This is a genomic window from Antribacter gilvus, from assembly GCF_003946865.1.
Taxonomy (GTDB): Bacteria; Actinomycetota; Actinomycetes; order Actinomycetales; family Cellulomonadaceae; genus Antribacter; species Antribacter gilvus.
Window position 1 is genome coordinate 60,500 of the sequence record NZ_QXTH01000013.1, and the last position, 19,430, is coordinate 79,929.

16 protein-coding genes are annotated in these 19,430 nt (G+C 74.5%); 8 read left to right on the top strand and 8 right to left on the bottom strand.

Annotation, left to right across the window (positions count from 1 at the left end; genetic code table 11):
• Positions 1-17: 17 nt before the first annotated feature.
• Entirely contained in the window at positions 18-545 is a 528-nt protein-coding gene (locus tag D1350_RS19805) for a hypothetical protein (RefSeq protein ID WP_125777777.1), read from the bottom strand.
• A gap of 52 nt (positions 546-597) precedes the next feature.
• Positions 598-1,515, bottom strand: a complete 918-nt coding sequence (locus tag D1350_RS19810; protein ID WP_125777778.1) for an alpha/beta fold hydrolase — start codon at positions 1,513-1,515, stop codon at positions 598-600.
• A 91-nt stretch (positions 1,516-1,606) separates the two neighbouring features.
• Here D1350_RS19810 and D1350_RS19815 point away from each other — a divergent pair, with 91 nt between their 5' ends.
• The gene (locus D1350_RS19815; protein ID WP_206074613.1) at positions 1,607-2,389 is read left to right on the top strand and encodes a TetR/AcrR family transcriptional regulator; all 783 of its coding nucleotides are present in this window, start codon (positions 1,607-1,609) and stop codon (positions 2,387-2,389) included.
• An 18-nt stretch (positions 2,390-2,407) separates the two neighbouring features.
• Here D1350_RS19815 and D1350_RS19820 read toward each other — a convergent pair whose 3' ends face one another.
• The 4 genes from D1350_RS19820 to D1350_RS19835 form a co-directional block, all read right to left on the bottom strand.
• Entirely contained in the window at positions 2,408-2,854 is a 447-nt protein-coding gene (locus D1350_RS19820) for a DUF1801 domain-containing protein (protein WP_125777779.1), read from the bottom strand.
• A 72-nt stretch (positions 2,855-2,926) separates the two neighbouring features.
• A complete protein-coding gene (locus D1350_RS19825; protein WP_125777780.1) occupies positions 2,927-3,814 on the bottom strand; it encodes an aminoglycoside phosphotransferase family protein in 888 nt (295 codons plus the stop codon).
• Complete coding sequence (locus tag D1350_RS19830) at positions 3,814-4,491, bottom strand: NUDIX hydrolase (protein WP_420807827.1); 678 nt, start codon at positions 4,489-4,491, stop codon at positions 3,814-3,816. The genes D1350_RS19825 and D1350_RS19830 overlap by 1 nt, the downstream gene beginning before the upstream one ends.
• Positions 4,492-4,508: 17 nt before the next feature.
• Positions 4,509-5,966, bottom strand: coding sequence for a GuaB1 family IMP dehydrogenase-related protein (locus D1350_RS19835; protein ID WP_125777781.1), 1,458 nt, complete (start codon positions 5,964-5,966; stop codon positions 4,509-4,511).
• A 179-nt stretch (positions 5,967-6,145) separates the two neighbouring features.
• Here D1350_RS19835 and dxs point away from each other — a divergent pair, with 179 nt between their 5' ends.
• Positions 6,146-8,101 (top strand): 1-deoxy-D-xylulose-5-phosphate synthase, encoded by a 1,956-nt coding sequence (gene dxs, locus D1350_RS19840; RefSeq protein WP_125777782.1) that lies wholly within the window; start codon positions 6,146-6,148, stop codon positions 8,099-8,101.
• 111 nt (positions 8,102-8,212) lie between these two features.
• Here the strand turns inward: dxs and D1350_RS19845 are convergent, their stop codons facing one another.
• Positions 8,213-9,277 carry a carboxylate-amine ligase gene (locus D1350_RS19845; protein ID WP_125777844.1) on the bottom strand — a complete coding sequence of 355 codons (1,065 nt, stop codon included), beginning with the start codon at positions 9,275-9,277 and terminating at the stop codon, positions 8,213-8,215.
• 163 nt (positions 9,278-9,440) lie between these two features.
• On the opposite strand from D1350_RS19845, the gene pflB reads away from it, so the two are divergent.
• The 3 genes from pflB to D1350_RS19860 are packed head-to-tail and all read left to right on the top strand — an operon-like array spanning position 9,441 to position 13,198.
• Positions 9,441-11,747, top strand: coding sequence for a formate C-acetyltransferase (gene pflB / locus D1350_RS19850; protein ID WP_125777783.1), 2,307 nt, complete (start codon positions 9,441-9,443; stop codon positions 11,745-11,747).
• The gene (gene pflA / locus D1350_RS19855) at positions 11,747-12,544 is read left to right on the top strand and encodes a pyruvate formate-lyase-activating protein (RefSeq protein WP_125777784.1); all 798 of its coding nucleotides are present in this window, start codon (positions 11,747-11,749) and stop codon (positions 12,542-12,544) included. Before pflB ends, pflA begins: the two co-directional genes overlap by 1 nt.
• A gap of 12 nt (positions 12,545-12,556) precedes the next feature.
• Positions 12,557-13,198 (top strand): hypothetical protein, encoded by a 642-nt coding sequence (locus tag D1350_RS19860; RefSeq protein ID WP_125777785.1) that lies wholly within the window; start codon positions 12,557-12,559, stop codon positions 13,196-13,198.
• On the opposite strand, the gene D1350_RS19865 is transcribed toward D1350_RS19860, so the two are convergent.
• Positions 13,189-13,821 (bottom strand): MSMEG_1061 family FMN-dependent PPOX-type flavoprotein, encoded by a 633-nt coding sequence (locus D1350_RS19865; RefSeq protein WP_125777786.1) that lies wholly within the window; start codon positions 13,819-13,821, stop codon positions 13,189-13,191. The genes D1350_RS19860 and D1350_RS19865 overlap by 10 nt on opposite strands.
• 83 nt (positions 13,822-13,904) lie before the next feature.
• Between D1350_RS19865 and D1350_RS19870 the strand changes: the two genes are divergently transcribed.
• From D1350_RS19870 to D1350_RS24570, 3 genes are all read left to right on the top strand, one after another.
• A complete protein-coding gene (locus D1350_RS19870) occupies positions 13,905-16,139 on the top strand; it encodes a DEAD/DEAH box helicase (RefSeq protein WP_125777787.1) in 2,235 nt (744 codons plus the stop codon).
• A gap of 227 nt (positions 16,140-16,366) precedes the next feature.
• Positions 16,367-18,043 (top strand): ATP-binding protein, encoded by a 1,677-nt coding sequence (locus D1350_RS24565; protein ID WP_240644234.1) that lies wholly within the window; start codon positions 16,367-16,369, stop codon positions 18,041-18,043.
• Positions 18,044-18,056: 13 nt separating this feature from the next.
• On the top strand, positions 18,057-19,292 hold the full coding sequence (locus tag D1350_RS24570; RefSeq protein ID WP_276313777.1) for a tetratricopeptide repeat protein: 1,236 nt from the start codon (positions 18,057-18,059) through the stop codon (positions 19,290-19,292).
• The last annotated feature ends 138 nt before the right edge of the window (positions 19,293-19,430 follow it).

A 19,430-nucleotide genomic window follows, 5' to 3' on the forward strand; every position in this document is an offset into this window, starting at 1 on the left:
GCTCGGCTCGGCTCGTGTCAACTCGCGGCGGCCGCCAGGGCTCCGGCCGACGTGGCGAGGAACGCCAGGCCCGTGACGACCCCGACGGTGGCGGGGCCGCGCGTGCCGACCACCTTCGCCGCCGGGCCGGCCAGGAGACCGGCCACCGTGGCCGCCAGGGCTCCCAGGCCGAGGGCGGGGAAGCTGAGCAGCTCGCCCAGCACGAAGAAGTGCGGGCTGCCGAGCACGGCCACGAGGGTGGGGACCAGGTCGGCCTTGCCGCGCTTCGACGCGAAGCCGGCGCACACCCGGACGACTGCGGCGTGCAGGGCCAGGACCACGAGGTAGACGCTCACGAGGGGGGCGGTGAGCGCCGTCGGCTCGTCCCACCGGGCGATCGTGAGGGCGATGCCGGCCACGGTAGTGGCCGCCGCGAACCCGGCGAGCGCGACGACTCCTAGCTGGCGTCTGCGGGTCGTGTGCGGCACCGCCCACGCGAGCCACAGGAAGGCCGGAAGGCCGAAAGCCGCCGCTGCCGTGGCAGCGTCACGCAGATGTTCCACCATGTCGTACCCCCTGGACGATCCCGGATGAACCGGACACAGGGTAATGGAACTCTCAAGAGACCTGCTGGTGGTTGTGATATCGCCCACGTGATCCGGGGCGGGATTCACCCGTCGTGACCGGGGCCGCGGCAACCACGTGGGCCAGGATCTCCGCGCGGACCGCCGGGGCGTCCAGGACGCGGTTGTGCCCGAGCCCCGAGGTGACCACGAGGCGGCTGCTCGGGTGCGCGGCGTGGAGGCGCCGGGCGAAGCCGAGGCTCACCTCGTGGTCGTCGGCGTCCTGGACGAACAGGGCGGGGACGTGCGCCGGGGCGGGCCGGGCGAGGAGGTCGAACCGGCGCCGGGGGTCCGGCTCGTCGGGGAACACGGCCGTGGCGATGCGCCCCGCGAGCCGCTCGTACAGCGACGTCGGCAGACCGACCGTGGCGGCGAACGTGTCGCTCAGCAGGTCGAAGCGGGCGGCGGAGGCGATACCGACGAAGCCGTGGGCGCCCAGCCCTTCGTGGAGGGCGATCCCGCCGGCGAAGGCGCCGAACGAGTGGCCCACCACGGCCTGGGGCTCGCCGGTGTCGTCGCGCAGCCGCTGCAGGATCTCGAGGAAGTCCAGGATCGTCGTGAACCGGCCGGAGGAGTCGCCGTGCGCGGGGGCGTCGAACGCGACCGGGCGGAAGCCCGCGGCCTCCAGGTCGGTGACGATCGCGGCGAGGCGCGACGCCCGCGACTGCCAGCCGTGGACCACGAGGACGGGGGGAGCGGCGGGGTCGCCCCACGCGTAGGTGGCGACGCGCTCGCCGCGCACCGCCAGCTCGCCCCGTCGCGCGCGGTCGTGCACCGGGCGGTCGGTGGAGCGGACCGGGGTGGGTGGGCCGACCCGGCGGAACGCGGCGACCGACGCCGCGAGCGCGACGGGCGGGGCCACCGTGCCGAGCGTGGCGAACGCTGTGCGGACGAGGGGGTGGACGCGTGGCATGAGGGGCCTCCTGAGGGCGCGGCGGATGCTCTCGTCGCAGAAATCTGTACGACCGTTCGCACACTATACGAACGGTCGTACACTTGTCACCATGTACCCCGAGACGACGCTCACGCCGGACCAGACCTGGGCCAAGGCCCAGGATCCGGGCCACGAGCCGGGCCACGAGCCGGGCCACGAGCCGGGCCACGAGCCGGGCCACGAGCCGGGCCAGGAGCCGGGCCACGAGCGCGAGCACGCGAGCGAGCCGGTCGACGGCCGCCGCGCCCGCGGCGACCGCACCCGCCGGGCCGTGCTGGACCGTGCGGTGCAGGAGGCGTCGGTCGCGGGGCTCGACTCGCTCTCGCTGGGGCGGCTCGCGGCCGCGACGCCGGTCAACAAGAGCGGCATCTCGGGCCTGTTCGGCTCGAAGGAGAAGCTGCAGCTGGCGACCATCCACCGGGCCCGCGAGGTCTTCGTCGAGGCCGTGGTGGTCCCGGGCATCGACTCGGCCAAGGGTCTTCCCCGGCTCTGGCGCATCCTCACGCTCTGGTTGGCGCACTCCCGGGACCGGGTCTTCGAGGGCGGCTGCTTCTTCCGCTCCGTGGCCGCCGAGTTCGACGCCCGGACGACCGGTCCGGTCCGGGACGCCGTTGCGCGCGAGGAGCGGGAGTGGGAGGGCTACCTCCGGTCACTCGTCGTCGAGGCGGTCCGGCGCGAGCACCTCGACGCCGGGACGGATCCCGACCAGGTGGTCTTCGAGGTGGCCGCGCTCTACGCGCGTGCCAACGACGCATCGCTGCTGCACCACGACGAGCTCGCCTACGACCGTGCGATGACCGCCCTCCGCACCGCCCTCACGGCCCGAGGGGCCGACCCGGCGGCCCTGGTCTGAGGGCGCGGAGCGACCGCCTCAGCCCTCCGCCGAGGAGTCCCGCGCCCGCTGTCCGAACGTCTCGGCGGTGACCGTCGCGTACGAGCGGCGCACGATCTCCTCGAGCACGGCCAGGTCGACCTGCTCCAGGTCCTTGAGGTAGAGGCAGCCCACCCCGGTGGTGTGCGGGCCGAGCCGTGCCAGGAGGTCCTCGTGCGCGCCGACGCCCTCCGCCAGGTAGACCGTCGTCGCGGCCTTGCGCGGAGAGAACCCGGCCGCGGGCGCGTGGCCCGAGTGCCCGCTCGCGTAGCGGTACCGGTACTCGCCGAACCCCACGATGGAGCCGCCGAACATGCGCGGCGCGGCGCCCGTCGCCCGCTCCATGAGGTCGAGGAGGGTCAGCGCGTCACGCCGCCGCCCGGCGTGCGCGACACCCTCGACGTAGGCCACGGGATCGCTCTCGGTCCAGTCGGTCAGGTTCGCCATCTGCCCAGTATCGGCCCGGCCGGCAAGCCCGGCGCCGGCAAGCCCGGCGTCGGCGCCCGCCCGTGGCGCCCGTCATGCGTCGGCGAGCACCTGCTCCAGCGACTCCTCGCCCATCCGGCGGATCCAGGCGTTCTCCGGCCCGGACTCGAACATCGACGTCGACATCGTGAGCGCCCAGCCGCGGGCCCGCAGCCACACCGGGTCGTCGGCCGGGTAGAGCGCGGCGAGGGCGGCCCGGAACGCCGAGCGCCCGGCGGGGCCGAGCACCAGCCACGCCGTGGCCAGGTCTGTGGCGGGGTCGCCGGACGTCAGGTCGCCGAAGTCGACGACGGCGGCCAGACCGCCGTCGTCGGACACGAGCACGTTGCCGGCGTGCAGGTCGCCGTGCAGCCACACGGCCGGGCCCGCCCAGGCGGGCGACTCCACGAGGTGCGACCACAGCGCGAGGACCCGACCGGCGTCGGGCAGCAGGCCCTGGTCCGCGCGGCGGCGCACCGCCGCGGTGCGCGTGCCGAGCGGGACCCCGCGCACCGGGTTCGCCGGGGCGTCCGCGGGCGCGGGGACGTGCAGGGCCGCGACGAACCGGGCCAGCGGCCCGGCCAGGCCGTCTCGGGACCCCAGGGGCACGTCGGCGGCGCGCCGCCCGCCGACCCACGGCACCACGCTCCACGGCCACGGGTAGCCGAGCGCGTCGCTCGGCGCACCGACCCGCACGGGGGCGGGGACCACGACCGGCAGGCGCGGGGCGAGCGACGCGAGCCACCGCTGCTCGTTCACCACGAGCTGGGCGGCCACCCCGCGCCGGGGCAGGCGCAGCGCGAGGTCGTCGCCGAGCCGCAGCATCACGTTGTCCCAGCCGTTGGCGACGACGTCCAGCGGCAGCCCGGCCAGGTCGGGGTGCTGCTCGGCCAGCAGGGCGCGCGCGAGATCGACGGTGACGTCGAGTTCGGCGGCGACCATCAGAGCTCGAGCTCCTGCTCCTGGTCCCACTCCTCGGTCCAGCGGAGCTGGTCGAACAGGGCGTCGAGGATCCCTGCGGTGAACCCCCACACGAGGTGCTCGGTCCCGTCGGCGTGCACGAGGAAGCCCGGGCCGCGGTACGTGCGCCCCGACCGCCGCAGCACCACGGTGCGCCGGTTCACCGGGTCGAGGAGGTCGGCCACCGGGGCGCGGAACACGTGCGAGGACTCGGCGACGTCGACCACGCGCACCGGGGTGGGCTTGGCCCACCAGGCCAGCACGGGCGTGACGAGGTGGTTCGAGACGGGCATCGGCAGCGGGTCGAAGGTGCCCAGCACCTCGACGCCCGCGGCGTCCAGGCCTGTCTCCTCCACGGCCTCGCGCAGGGCCGCCTGGACGGCGTCCTCGCCCGGGTCGGCGCCGCCGCCGGGGAACGCGACCTGGCCCGCGTGGCTGCGGAGCGTGGTCGCGCGGGCGAGCAGGAGCACGTCGAGGTCGTGCGACACCGCCAGGGCCTGCGCCTCGTGGGTGCTCGCCAGCCCGTCCAGCACCCCGAAGAGCACCAGGACCGACGCCGGCCGCGCCTCCCCGGTGAACGAGCCACGGGCGTGCTTCCACGGCCCCTCGAAACCCCTCGCCACCAGGTCGGCGAGCTGCGTGCGGGCGGAGAGCATCATCGCCCGACCTTAACGCGTCACCAGCTCGTGGCGACGGGCATGCCCTCCTGATATCCGGCAGCCGACTGGACGCCCACCACGGCGCGCTCGGCGAACTCGCCGAGCGTCCGCGCGCCCGCGTACGTGCAGGAGGAGCGCAGGCCGGACGTGATCTCGTCGAGCAGGTCCTCGACGCCCGGCCGGGCCGGGTCGAGGTACATCTTCCCGGTGGAGATGCCCTCCTCGTAGAGGGCCTTCCGGGCGCGCGCGAACGCGGTCCCGGCACCCGCGATGCGTGCGGCGACGGCGCGCGCGGACGCCATGCCGAACGAGTCCTTGTAGAGGCGGCCGTTGCCGTCCTCGCGCAGGTCGCCGGGCGACTCGTAGGTGCCGGCGAACCAGGAGCCGATCATCACCTGCGAGGCGCCCGCCGCCAGGGCGAGGGCGACGTCGCGAGGGTGCCGCACGCCGCCGTCGGCCCACACGTGCTTGCCGAGCTCGCGGGCCGCGGCCGCGCACTCCAGCACCGCGGAGAACTGAGGCCGGCCCACGCCCGTCTGCATGCGGGTGGTGCACATGGCGCCGGGGCCCACGCCCACCTTGAGGATGTCGGCGCCGGCCGCGACGAGGTCGCGCACGCCGTCCGCCGTGACGACGTTGCCGGCCACGACCGGGACGGCCGGGTCCACGGACCGCACGGCCTCGAGCGCCTGCAGCATCTTGGTCTGGTGACCGTGCGCGGTGTCGACGACGAGCACGTCGACCCCCGCGGCGAGCAGGTCCTTCGTCTTGGCCGCCACGTCGCCGTTGATGCCGACGGCGGCGCCTACCCGGAGCCGGCCGTCCGCGTCGAGCGCGGGGGAGTAGACCGAGGAGCGCAGCGCGCCCTTGCGGGTCAGGACGCCCGCGAGGCGGCCGTCGCGCACCACGGGCGCCACCGACAGGTGGGCGCCGTGCAGGATGTCGAACGCGCGCTCCAGGCCCTCGGCCCCGTGCCCGTCCAGCAGCTCGGCGTCGAGCACCAGCGGGTCCTCGGTCATGACCTGGCGCACCTGGGTGAAACGGTCCACGTCGCGGCAGTCGTCGGCGGTGACGATGCCCACGGGGCGGCCGTCCTCCAGCACCACGGCCGCCCCGTGCGAGCGCTTGCCCAGCAGGGTCAGCACCGTGTGCACGGTGTCGCCGGGGGCGACCACCACGGGCGTCTCGACCACGGGGTCCTTGGACTTCACGTCCCGGACCACCGCGGCCACGACGTCGACCGGGACGTCCTGCGGCAGGATCGCGATGCCGCCACGACGGGCGATGGTCTCGGCCATGCGGCGGCCGGCCACGGCGGTCATGTTGGCGACGACGACGGGGAGGGTCGCCCCCGTGCCGTCGTCGGGCGACAGGTCCACGTCGAACCGCGACGTCACGTCGGAGCGGGACGGGACGAGAAAGACGTCGCCGTAGGTGAGGTCGGTGGTGGGGGTCTGCCCCGGCAGGAAACGCACGTACTTGATGCTAAACAACTACCGGTGCAGAACCTATGGTTCCGGTCACATCGATGTGGAGGAACGATCAAGGGACCGTGATCGTGGCATCGTGGAGGGAGGCGCGCCATTAAGGTGAGCCGATGCGCCCGGGGCGAGCGATCGGCGTCGGGCACCCGTACTTGTGGAAGGACGATGGCATGGGTCTGCTGAGCGGAATCCGCTCGCCGGAGGACGTGCGGGCACTGACGCCCGGCCAGATGCCGGAGCTCGCCGAGGAGGTCCGGCGTTTCCTCGTGGACCGTGTCTCGCGCACCGGCGGCCACCTGGGCCCCAACCTCGGCGTCGTCGAGCTGACCATCGCGATGCACCGCGTCTTCGAGTCCCCGCGCGACACGTTCGTGTTCGACACGGGCCACCAGTCGTACGTGCACAAGCTGCTGACCGGGCGCCAGGACTTCTCCGCGCTCCGCAAGCGCGGCGGCCTGTCCGGCTACCCGAGCCGCGCGGAGTCCGAGCACGACGTGGTCGAGAACTCCCACGCCTCCACCGCCCTCTCCTGGGCCGACGGCATCGCCAAGGCCAACCTGGTGCAGGGCCGCGACGACCGCCACGTCGTCGCCGTCATCGGCGACGGCGCCCTGACCGGCGGCATGGCCTGGGAGGCGCTCAACAACATCGCCGAGAGCCGCGAGCGGCGCCTGGTCATCGTCGTGAACGACAACGGCCGCTCCTACTCGCCCACCATCGGCGGCCTCGCGAACCACCTCGACACCCTGCGGACCACCCGCGGCTACGAGGCGTTCCTCGACTGGGGCAAGCGCACGCTGACGCGTTCCGGGGCGCCCGGCCGGTTCGCCTACGGCTGGCTGCACGGCCTGAAGAAGGGCCTCAAGGACGTCGTCGCGCCGCAGGGCATGTTCGAGGACCTCGGCATCAAGTACATCGGCCCGGTCGACGGGCACGACGTCGCCGCGCTCGAGCACGCGCTCGGCCGCGCCCGGGCGTACGGCGCCCCCGTGATCGTGCACGCCATCACCGAGAAGGGCCGCGGCTACACGCCCGCCGAGCAGGACGTCGCCGACCGCTTCCACGCCGTGGGCGTCATCCACCCCGAGACGGGCCTGCCCGTGGCGCCGTCTCGGTTCGGCTGGACCTCCGTCTTCGCCGACGAGATCGTGAAGATCGGCCGACGGCGGCCCGACGTCGTCGCCATCACCGCCGCGATGCTGCACCCCGTGGGCCTCGCGCCGTTCGCCGAGGCGTTCCCCGAGCGCACGTTCGACGTTGGCATCGCCGAGCAGCACGCCGCCACCTCCGCGGCAGGCATGGCGTACGCCGGGCTGCACCCCGTCGTCGCCGTCTACGCGACGTTCCTCAACCGCGCGTTCGACCAGGTCCTCATGGACGTCGCCCTGCACAAGGCCGGCGTCACCTTCGTGCTCGACCGCGCCGGCATCACCGGCGAGGACGGCGCCTCCCACAACGGCATGTGGGACATGGCCATGCTGCGTATCGTCCCCGGCCTGCGCCTCGCCGCGCCGCGCGACGAGGCGACGCTCCGCACCGCGCTGCGCGCCGCCGTCGACGTCGACGACGCCCCCACCGTCGTGCGGTACCCGAAGGGCGCCCTGCGCGGGGAGATCCCGGCCGTCGAGGAGCTCGACGGCGTGGACGTCGTCGCGCGGTACGACGCCGCGCCGCGGAGTCGGGGGCGGGGTGTCGTGGCCGGGCAGGGCGCTGCGGCGGGTGCTGGTGCTGCGGCGCAGGGCGGGACGACGGCGCGGCGCGTGCTCGTGGTCGGCGTCGGCTCGATGTGCGGCACGGCGCTCGACACCGGCGAGGCGCTCGCGGCCCACGGCGTGGACGTGACCGTGGCCTCGCCCACGTGGGTGCTGCCCGTCCCGGCGGCGCTCGTGAAGCTGGCCGGGGAGCACGACCTCGTCGTCACGGTCGAGGACGGCGTGGTCGACGGCGGCATCGGCGCCATGCTGGCCCAGCGGGCCGGCGAGCAGGGCGTGCGGACGCCGCACGTGCACCTGGGGCTGTCGGTCGAGTTCCTCGACCACGCCAGCATCGACCAGATCGCCACGGCGCAGCGCATGACGGCGGCGGACGCGACCCGCGACGCGCTGAGGGCGCTGGCGCTGGTCTGACGCGCGCCCCGACCCGCCACGTGATCGGTAGTTCGTTGCATGATCGGTAGTTCGAACTGCCGATCATGCAACGTTTTGCCGATCACGCGAGGGCGCACGCGCGTGCAGGGCTCAGGCGAGGGTCTCGTCCGCGGCTCGGAGCGCCACCGCGCCCAGGTCGCCGTCGGCCGCCGCGGCCCACGCGCGCTGCCGGGCGGCCCCGTCGCCCGCAGCCCACAGGGCACCCAGCAGCTCGGTGACCGCGTCGAGGTCGCCGGCGTCGACGAGCGCGTCGCGGACGTGGTCCACGAGCGCCCCGACCACGTCGTGGGCGGGGGCGGGACGCCAGGTCCGCGGGTCCACCAGCTCGCCGGAGAGCCCTGACCGGCCCGCGCGCCAGTGCGCGGTCCGGAGGATCTCGACGGGGACGTCGGGCGCCGGGTCGTCGACGGACCGGGCAGCGGTCTCCACGAGGCCGCGGGCGAGCGCGGCGAGGAGGGTGGCGGTGTCGGCGGAGAGGCACACGTCGGCCACGCGGATCTCGACCGTGGGGTAGGTGGCCGACAGCCGCGCGTCGAAGTACACCATCGCCGGGTCCAGGATCGTGCCCGTGCCGACGAGCGCCTCGACCGCCGCGTGGTAGACCTCCGGGGTGCCGAAGAGCCGTGTCGGCCCGGCTGTCGGCCATCGCGCCCAGACCTGCGACCGGAAGCTCGCATACCCGGAGTCCACGCCCTGCCAGTAGGGCGAGTTGGCCGAGATGGCGAGCAGCGGCGCGAGCCAGGGCCCGATGCGGTCGAGCACCGCGACACCCTCCGCGTCGTCGGCCACCGCCACGTGCACGTGGCAGCCGCTCGTCAGCTGCTCGCGGGCGGTGATCCCGAACGCGGCCCGCGCCGTGAGGTACCGGAGCTTCGACACCGTGGTGCCCGCGAACGGCAGCGGCGACGTGGCGACGGCTACGACGCGGGCGTCCTCGCGGTCGGCGGCGGCCTGCGCGCCCGCTCGCCCGGCGCGGAGCGACGCCGCGATCTCGGTGAGGCTCGCGTGCGGCGGCGTCGCCGTCTCGATCTGCTCCTCCATGAACTCCGCCTCGAGGGGGCCGTCGGCGGGCTCGGCGCCGTCGAGGACCGCCTGGGCCCGCGGGACGGGCGCGCCCTCCCGGTCGACCAGCAGCAGCTCTTCCTCCACACCCATCGTCCGCGTCACGCTGGCAGTCTCACACGGACAGCCGGGCCCGGCTCGGGCCCGCCGCGAGACAGGACCGCCTGTGAGCGACGAGACAATCCGTGGTCTGGCCCCGTCGAGCCATGTGGTCTTACCTTAGAGAGGAAGGGATTTCAGCGGACAAGGAGCGGCAATGACCACGGAGACGACCCGGACCGACGGCGCCTCGCGCACCCAGGGCGACCGACCGGCGTCGGGCACCGACGCCCTGCACCCGGCCTGGGACGGCTTCGTCTCCGGGCCGTGGCAGGACCACGTCGACGTACGGGACTTCATCCAGCGCAACTACACCCCCTACGAGGGCGACGCCGCCTTCCTGGCGGGCCCGACGGCGCGCACCACCCACGTCTGGGGGACGCTGTCGGCGATGTTCCCCGAGGAGCGTGAGAAGGGGGTCTACGACGTCGACCCGCACACGCCCGCGGGCATCACCGCGCACGCGCCCGGGTACATCGACAAGGACGCCGAGCTGATCGTCGGCCTGCAGACGGACGCCCCGCTGAAGCGCGCCATCATGCCGAACGGCGGCTGGCGCATGGTCGAGACCTCGCTCGAGACGTACGGCTACGAGGTGGACCCCGTGCTGCGGGAGACCTTCTCGAAGCACCGCAAGACCCACAACCAGGGCGTGTTCGACGCCTACCCGCCCGCCGTGCGCGCCGCCCGCAGCAGCCACCTCATCACCGGCCTGCCCGACGCCTACGGCCGCGGCCGCATCATCGGCGACTATCGCCGCGTGGCGCTGTACGGCGTCGACGCCCTCATCGAGGCCAAGGAGCTCGACAAGCTCAGCCTGGACACCCGGCCGTTCAGCGAGGAGGTGGTCCGCGCCCGCGAGGAGCACGCGGAGCAGCTCCGCGCCCTGGCCGAGCTCAAGGAGATGGCCGCGTCCTACGGCTACGACATCTCCCGGCCCGCCGTCACGGCGCGGGAGGCCGTGCAGTGGCTCTACTTCGCCTACCTCGGCGCGGTCAAGGAGCAGAACGGGGCCGCCATGTCCCTGGGCCGCACGTCCACCTTCCTCGACGTGTACCTCCAGCGGGACCTGGTGGCCGGCCGCCTCACGGAGGAGCAGGCGCAGGAGCTCGTCGACGACTTCGTGATCAAGCTGCGGATCGTGCGCTTCCTGCGGACGCCCGAGTACGACGCCCTCTTCAGCGGCGACCCCACGTGGGTCACCGAGACCATCGGCGGCATGGGCGACGACGGCCGCACCCTCGTCACGAGGACGTCGTTCCGCTACCTGCAGACCCTGTACAACCTCGGCCCCGCCCCGGAGCCGAACCTGACGGTGTTCTGGAGCGCTGACCTGCCCCGCGGGTTCAAGGACTTCTGCGCGCAGGTGTCGATCGACACCTCGGCGGTGCAGTACGAGTCCGACGCCCAGATCCGGGCCGCCTGGGGCGACGACGCGGCGATCGCCTGCTGCGTGAGCCCCATGGCCGTGGGCAAGCAGATGCAGTTCTTCGGCGCCCGCGTGAACCTCGCCAAGGCGCTGCTGTACGCGATCAACGGCGGGCGGGACGAGGTGTCGGGCAAGCAGGTGTCGCCCGCGTTCCCGCCGGTCGAGCCCGGTCGCGCGCTCGACTACGACGACGTCCGGGCCCGCCTCGACACGACGATGGACTGGCTCGCCGCCACCTACGTGGAGGCGCTGAACGTCATCCACTACATGCACGACAGGTACGCCTACGAGCGGCTCGAGATGGCCCTGCACGACCGCGACGTGCTCCGGACCATGGCCTGCGGCATCGCCGGCCTGTCCGTCACCGCGGACTCGCTCTCGGCCATCCGGTACGCGACGGTCACGCCCGTGCACGACGAGCGCGGCGTCGTCGTCGACTACGTCACCGAGGGCGCCTTCCCCACCTACGGGAACGACGACGACCGGGCCGACGCCAACGCCGTCGAGCTCGTCGAGTCCTTCATGTCGAAGATCCGCAAGCACCGCACGTACCGCGACGCGCTGCCGACCCAGTCCGTGCTGACGATCACGTCGAACGTGGTCTACGGCAAGGCGACCGGCAGCACGCCCGACGGGCGCCGCGCCGGCGAGCCGTTCTCCCCGGGCGCGAACCCGATGAACGGCCGCGACACGCACGGCATGCTCGCCTCGGCCCTGTCGGTGGCGAAGCTGCCGTACGGCGAGGCGCAGGACGGCATCTCGCTGACCAGCACGGTGGTGCCGTCCGGCCTGGGCCGCACCCGTGAGGAGCAGGTGGCGAACCTGACCGGCCTGCTCGACGCGTCCGTGGGCGGCGACGGCTACCACCTGAACGTCAACGTCCTGAACCGGGAGACCCTCCTGGACGCCATGGAGCACCCGGAGAGCTACCCGCAGCTGACGATCCGGGTGTCCGGGTACGCGGTCAACTTCGTGCGCCTCACGCGCGAGCAGCAGCTCGACGTGCTGAGCCGCACGTTCCACGGGGCGGTCTGATGCCGGAGACCCTGACCCGGTCGGACACCCTCGCCCGGATGCGGAGCGGGGAGGTCGGCTCGGTCCACTCGTGGGAGCTGGTGACCGCCGTGGACGGCCCCGGGACGCGGCTCACGACGTTCCTCGCCGGTTGCCCGCTGCGGTGCCTCTACTGCCACAACCCCGACACGCTGCGGATGCGGGACGGCGAGCTGGTCACGGCCGACGACGTCCTGGCACGCGTGCGGCGGTACCTTCCGGTGTTCCGGGCGACCGGCGGCGGGCTGACCCTGTCGGGCGGCGAGGTGCTCATGCAGCCGGCCTTCGCCGCGCGGATCCTGCGCGGCGCGAAGGAGCTGGGCGTGCACACCGCGCTCGACACCTCCGGCTACCTCGGCGCCAACCTCACCGACGCCATGCTCGCCGACGCCGACCTCGTGCTGCTCGACGTGAAGAGCGGCGACGCGGACGTGTACCGCTGGGTGACCGGCCGCAAGCTGGAGCCGACCCTGGCGTTCGGCCGGCGGCTCGCCGCCGCCGTGGACGGGCCGGAGATCTGGGTGCGGTTCGTCCTGGTGCCCGGGCTGACCGACGACGCCGCCAACGTGGAGCGCGTGGCCGCGTACGCGGCGTCCCTGAACCGGATCCGTCCGGGCGCGGTCTCCCGCGTCGAGGTGCTGCCCTTCCACCAGATGGGTCGCACCAAGTGGGCGGCGCTCGGGCGACCGTACGCGCTCGAGGCGACCGTGCCGCCGTCGGCGGAGCTCACCGAGCGGGTGCGCGACCAGTTCCGCGCCCACGGGCTGACCACCTACTGACAGGATGGGGCGGTGACCACCGCCGCCCCCGCCCCGCAGCCGTCGCCGGGCCCCGCGCCCGCACCGCGCAGCACCCGCGGCGCCAAGATCCTCACGTTCGCGGGCGCCGCGGTGCTGCTCGTCGCGCTGGCCGCGGTGGTGGTGGCTGTGGTGCTCTTCCTGCGCGCTGTCCCGACGGGCATCGTCACGGCCGACGGCGGGCCCGGGTCCGCCGCGCTGGCCTCCGGCCCCGTGGGTGGCTCGGCGGAGCTCGAGGTCGCCGAGCCCGGCCGGTACACGGTGTGGCAGGTCTCGGGCGACGAGGACGAGTTCCTGGCGGCCGACGACGTCGCGGTCACCCCGGGCGGCGACGTCACGGTGTCCTCGCCGGCGGTCTCCCAGAGCTTCGGCCGGGGTGGGGCCGAGGCGATCGCCGTGGCGGACCTCGTGGTCACCACGCCGGGCGACTACGTCGTCACGGTCCTGACGCCCGACGCGCCCGCGGGCTCGACCTTCGTCGTGACGGAGGGCACCGGGTTCCGGGAGTTCTTCACCGGGCTCGGCGGCACGATCGCCGCCTGGTTCGTGGCGATCGGCGGCGGGATCGTGGGCGTCATGATGCTGACGGGCGGCATCGTCTGGTGGGCGCTGGCCCGCAGGCCGGCTCAGCCGTAGATCTTCTCCGCGTACGACGGCCCGTAGTAGTCGTCGAGGGTCTCGAGGGCGTCGTCGGGCCGCTCGAGCGACTTCGAGATGACCGCCCGGCGGGGGGCGGCGTCCGGCTCCCACGACGCGGCGTCCCAGGCCTGGGAGCGCAGGAACGCCTTGGAGCAGTGGTAGAAGACCTCGTGGACGTCCACCTCGAGGGCGACGGTGGGCACGTGCCGGCGGACCTGGAGGTCGGCGAGGTACGGGGCGTCCCGGACGACCGTCGCGGTCCCGTTGATCCGGAGGGTGTCGCCGCGTCCAGGGATCACGAAGACGAGGCCCACGTGGGGGTCGGCGAGGAGGTTGTGGAACCCGTCGGCGCGGCGGTTGCCCGGCCGCTCGGGCAGCGCGATCGTGCGGTCGTCGAGGACGCGGACGAGGGACCCGGCGGGGTCGCCCTTGGGGGAGACGTCGAGCGAGCCGTCGGCGCCCGACGTCGCGACGAAGCACAGGCGTGACGCCGCGAGCCACTGGCGGTCGATCTCGTGCAGGGAGCTGCGCGTCTTGTCGCGCGCGGGGGCGAGCGGGCGGCCCACCAGCTCCTCGAGCTCGGTGACGGACGTGACGGGGACACCACCGTGTCTGCTCATGCCGTCAAACGTACCCGCATGGTCGCCACGACGGAACGGTGGAAAACCGGAATGTCACCCCATCCCGGTACAGTGACCGGCCGATGACCGACCAGACCTGGAAGCCCGGACCTGCCCGCCGCGTCCTTGACGACGCCCACGCCCGGCTCGACGACTCACGCCTCGTCCTGACCGCCGACGCCGACCTGCGCGAGCACGTCCGCTCCGCCTACACAGCGGTCCGCGAGGTGCGTGTGCACGCCGAGCTGCGCACCGTCCCCGTCGCGGCGCTGGAGGAGCTGCGCAAGAAGCTCAAGGTGACCGTCCTGGAGAAGTCCGGGTACCGGCACGTGACCCAGGTCCTGGTGGCCGGGACCGACCGGCTCGTCGAGGAGGGCATCGGCGCGGGCACCGCCCGGCTCGCCGTCGCCGCCGCGCGCGAGCTCGCCGACCAGGTGGACGCCGGGCTCCGGTTCCGCATCGACGTGGACCCCGACGACCCCTACGCGACCGTCCTGGTGCAGGCCCTGCACGCCTTCGGCCTCGCCACCGACGCCCGCCACCGGCACACAGACACCGCCAAGCGCCTCGCCGTCGAGGCGCCGCCCTTCCTCGACCCGGCACGCCCCGCGACCAGCTGGCTGCGGCGCCTGTTCGCGCCCGCCCCCGTCCGGACCGCGTCGTTCGCGGCCGTCACGGCGCTCGCGGACCTTCTCGGCCTCCCGGAGGACGGGGTGCGCCGCACGCCGCCGACCGCCACGTCGCACTCCTCGGGCGTCCCGGGGCTGGTCGTCGCCGCGGCGGAGGTGCGCGCCGCTGTCGGGCAGCCGCTGGAGGCCGCCGCCGTCTGGGCCGACTTCGAGCAGCGCTCTGCCGAGTACTACGGGCTGCTGAGCCAGGTCGCCGACCTCGGGGACGACCACGAGGCCGCCGAGGGCTTCCTGCCCGCGGACGTGGTGCGCCGGGTCGAGGACCAGCCGCTCGACCGGACGCTGCTGCGCGCGTCCCTGCGTGGCTATCAGGCCTTCGGCGCGCGGTACGCCCTGGTGCAGCGCCGCACGATCCTGGGCGACGAGATGGGCCTGGGCAAGACGATGCAGGCTCTCGCCGTGATGGCGCACCTCACCGCCACCGCCGCGCCCGGTCCGGTGCACCACCTCGTGGTGTGCCCGGCGAGCGTGGTGACGAACTGGGAGCGGGAGGTCGGTCGGCACTCCGCGCTCACCGCCACCGTGCTGCACGGGACCGACCGGGACGCCGCGGCGTCCCGCTGGACGGAGGAGGGCGGCGTGGGCGTCACCACCTTCGAGGTGCTCGGCCGCCTCCCCTTCGACGACACGCTCCGCCCGGCGCTGCTCGTGGTCGACGAGGCGCACTACGTCAAGAACCCGGCCACGATCCGCGGGCGGACCGTGCGCGCCTGGGCCGACCGGGCGGACAGGGTGCTGTTCCTCTCGGGCACGCCGATGGAGAACAAGGTCGCCGAGTTCCGCCACATGGTGGGCTACCTCCAGCCCGAGGTGGCGCGCCAGCTCGACCCGCAGGCGGGCCTCTCCGGGGCCAAGGCGTTCCGGCGGATCGTGGCCCCGGCCTACCTCCGGCGCAACCAGGAGGACGTGCTCACCGAGCTCCCCGGGCTGGTCCAGGTCGAGGAGTGGGACCGGTTCGGCGAGCACGACGGCGCGGCGTACCGCGCCGCCGTCGAGGCGGGCAACTTCATGGCGATGCGCCGGGCGGCGTTCGACGTGGCCCACCCGGAGGACTCGGCCAAGCTGCGCCGCCTGCGGGAGCTCGTCGACGAGGCGGTCGCCAACGGTCGGCGCGTCATCGTGTTCTCGTACTTCCTGAACGTGCTCCAGCAGGTGTCCACGATGCTCGGCGACCTGGCGGTGGGGCCGCTCACCGGGTCGGTGCCCGTGGCCGACCGGCAGGAGATGGTCGACGTCCTCGCACGCCCGGACGGGCCGCGGGTCCTGGTCAGCCAGATCACCGCCGGCGGCGTGGGGCTCAACGTGCAGGCGGCCTCCGTGGTGATCTTCTGCGAGCCGCAGGTCAAGCCGACCATCGAGGCGCAGGCCGTGGCGCGGGCCCACCGCATGGGCCAGACCCGCACGGTGCAGGTGCACCGCCTGCTGGTGGAGGACTCCGTGGATCAGCGGATGATGGAGATCCTCGGCTCCAAGGCTGCCCTGTTCGAGGAGTTCGCGCGGCAGTCGGAGATCACCGACTCCGCGCCCGCTGCGGTCGACGTGTCGGAGCCGGAGCTCGCCCGGACCATCCTGGCGCAGGAGCAGGAACGCCTGGGCCGTCAGGCCGTCGCGGCGTCCGCTCCGGCCTGACCGGTACCGACATCGGGAAAATTCTTTTCATGACCCCGTATGACGGCAGGTGTGGTCGTGTCGGGCGGCCTGCGCTTGACTGGTCGGTCGTGGACATTCCCGGTTTCCTCGCGAGGCTCCGGCAGGGCCGCGGGGGAGACCCGGCGGAGCGCCCTGCGTGGCAGCCGGCCTCTGGAGGGCACAGCCCGGCGAGCCTGCTCGCGCCAGAGCGCCGCATCGTGCCGTTCGTGGGGCGTACCCAGGAGCTGGCCGCCCTCGAGTCCTGGGCACGGTCGCGCGAGCGCGTCGCCGTGCGGCTCGTCACGGGGGCGGGCGGAGTCGGCAAGACGAGGCTCGCGGCCGAGCTGACGGCTCGGCTCGCGCGGTCGGGGTGGGCCGTGGTTCCGGTCCTCGAGGGCGACGAGGCGCTGGCGGCCGCCGCGCTCGGGCCGGGCCGGACGCTCCTCGTCGTCGACGAGGCAGACGCCAGGCCGCCGCTCAGCGACCTGATCACCGCGGTGGCCGACGCCGACGCCCGCGCCGTGCGGGTGCTGCTCCTCGCCCGCGGGGCCGGCGAGTGGTGGCAGCGCCTCCTCGGAGGAGCAGCAGGGGAGGTGCTCGACCGCGCGTACCAGGGCACCGACCTCCCGGTCGCGACGCACCCCGCGCAGTCGGACGCGAGCATCCTCGTGGACGCGGCGGCCGCCTTCGCGGACGTGCTCGGCGTCGTCCCGCCGACGCTCCACGTGGCGCCGTCGGACACCGGGAACGGGCGGATCCTGGACCTGCATGCCGCGGCGCTCGCCGCGGTCCTCGGCGAGGTGCGGGGCGGGGTGCGGGGCGGGCCCGCCCACGGCTTCGGTGACGTCGGCGGGTCGGGTGGGGGCGGTGGGGCCGGAGGGGTCGGCGTGGCCGCTGCGGCCGGTGTGGCCGGCGCGCGGCCGGTGACCGTGCGGCCGTCGGCGGGGCTGGCCGACCTGCTCCGGCACGAGCGGCGGGCCTGGGCCCGGGCCGCCGGGCTCACCGCGCTGGCGCTGGGCATCCCGGCGCCGGAGAGCGAGCGGGTGCCGCACGCGGTCGCGGTCGCGACCCTCTTCGGCGCGGCCGACGCGACCGAGGCGCGCGACCTCCTGCGGGCGGTCCTCAGGGACGCGTCGGACGACGAGGTGAAGATCCTGAGCGCCTTCCTCGCCTCCACCTTCCCGCCCGCGCCCGGTGACACGCGGCCGTTCACCGGCCTCCTGCCCGACCGGCTCGCCCAGTGGCACCTGGTCGACCAGCTCGCGGGCCAGGGAGGGGTCCCGGGCACCGATCACACCGGTGGAGATCGGCTCCTGCCGCCCGGCGCGCGGATCTCCGGCACCCAGGCGGCCCGGGCCGTCATGTTCCTGGCACACACGATGGCCGACCCCCCCACGACCGGTCGGCAGGCACGACGGGAACCCTGCCGGGCGGTCCGCCGCCTTCGAGGCCGTCGTGGCGCTGCTCGACCGGGTGTGCGACCTCGTGCCCGACGACGTCCGCGTGCTGCAGCCGCTGGCCGCCGCCCTGGCGCTCCCGTCGGCCCCGGTCTCCGCCGCGCGGGCACGGCTCGCCCGCCGCGCCCTCGACCTGCTGGACGCCGACGCCGACGCCCACGCCGACGCCGACGCCGACGCGCACGACGCGGCGCGCGCCACCGCGCACGACGTCCTGGCAGCCGCCCTGGAGCAGAGCGGCCGGCCGGACGAGGCGCTCGTCCATGTCGAGGCGGCGCTCCGGCTGCGGCGCGAGCGTGCCGCGGACCGCCCCGCCCGCCCCGCCCGCCCCGCCCGCCCCGCCCGCCCGGACCCGCGCGAGCGCGCCGTCGCCCGCCCCGCCCGGTACCTGCCCGACCTCGCGGAGACGCTCGTGTCGTACGGCGTGATCGTGTGGCAGGTCGGTGACGCAGAGGGCGCGATGGCGGCCGAGCTCGAGGCGGCCGGCATCTACCGGGAGCTGGCGCAGGACCGCCCGGAGCGGTTCCGGCCGCTCCTCGCCCGGACGCTGCAGAACGTCGGGGTGACTCTCGGGGCCCTCGGCCGCCCGGCGGAGGCGGTCGACCCTGCCACCGAGGCGGTGGCGATGTTCCGGGAGCTCGAGGCGACCGACCCGGGCAAGCACCGGGCGCGGCTCGCGAAGGCGCTGTGGAACCTGGGCCGACGGCACGCCGAGCTGGGGCGTCTCGACGAGGCCTACCGCTGCACCGACGAGGCCGTGACGCACTGGCGCGCGCTGGCGGCGGACAACCCGGAGCTGCACGGGCCGGACCTGGCGAGCGCGCTGTCCAACCTCGGCGCCCGCCTCGCCGAGGTCGGTCGCACCGACGAGGCGATCGCGGCGAGCGAGGAGTCGCTGGCGATCCGGCGGAGGTTCGCGGCCGACGCCAGCGCCTACCTGCCGTACGTCGCGCTGTCGCTGTCGAACCTCGGCGCGCTCTACTCCCGCGTGGGCCGCACCCTCGACGCGCTGCCCGTGGAGCGTGAGGCCGTGGAGCTGCGGCGTCGGCTCGCCGAGGAGAGCGGGGAGCGCTACCTGCCCGACCTGGCCGCGTCGCTGTCGAACCTCGGCGTGACGCTGTCCCGGCTGGAGCGGGTCGTCGACGCGCTGCTCGTGGAGCAGGAGGCCGTGGAGATCCGGCGCACGCTCGCGGCGGGGAACCGGGCGCTGCACGAGCCGACGCTCGCCGGCTCCCTCACCAACCTCGGCGTCCGGCTCTCGGAGCTGGCCCGCCCCGCGGACGCGCTGCTCCCCACGGAGGAAGCCGTCGGGATCCTGCGGCGCCTCATGGCGGACAACGCGGAGCGGTACCTCCCGGACCTCGCGGCGTGCCTCACCAACCTGGGAGCCACCCTCCTCGACCTGGACCGGGCAGCCGACGCGGTGGAGCCCGCCGCGGAGGCGGTCCGGCTGCGGCGAGAGCTCGCGGAGGTGCGGCCCGGCTGCTACCTGCCCGACCTGGCCCAGTCCCTGACCAACCTGGCCGCCACGCTCGCCGAGCTCGGGCGGCACGGCGAGGCGCTCCCGCCGGCCCGGGAGGCGGTCCTGATCCGCGAGCAGCTCGCGCACCGCGACCCGGTCCGGTTCGAGGCGGACCATGACCGATCGCTGCACGTGCTGCGCCTGGTCCACGAGGCGCTGGCCCGCCCGGTGTGAGCCCTGCCGGCCCCCCCGAGAACAACCTCGCGCGGGCGATCCGGCCCGGATGCTGCTCCCGGCGGGCAGGAGCGGACAAGATTGTCCGGCGTGTCTTCCGTGGGCGGCGTGTCCGGGTCGCACGAGGCGCCCGAGTGG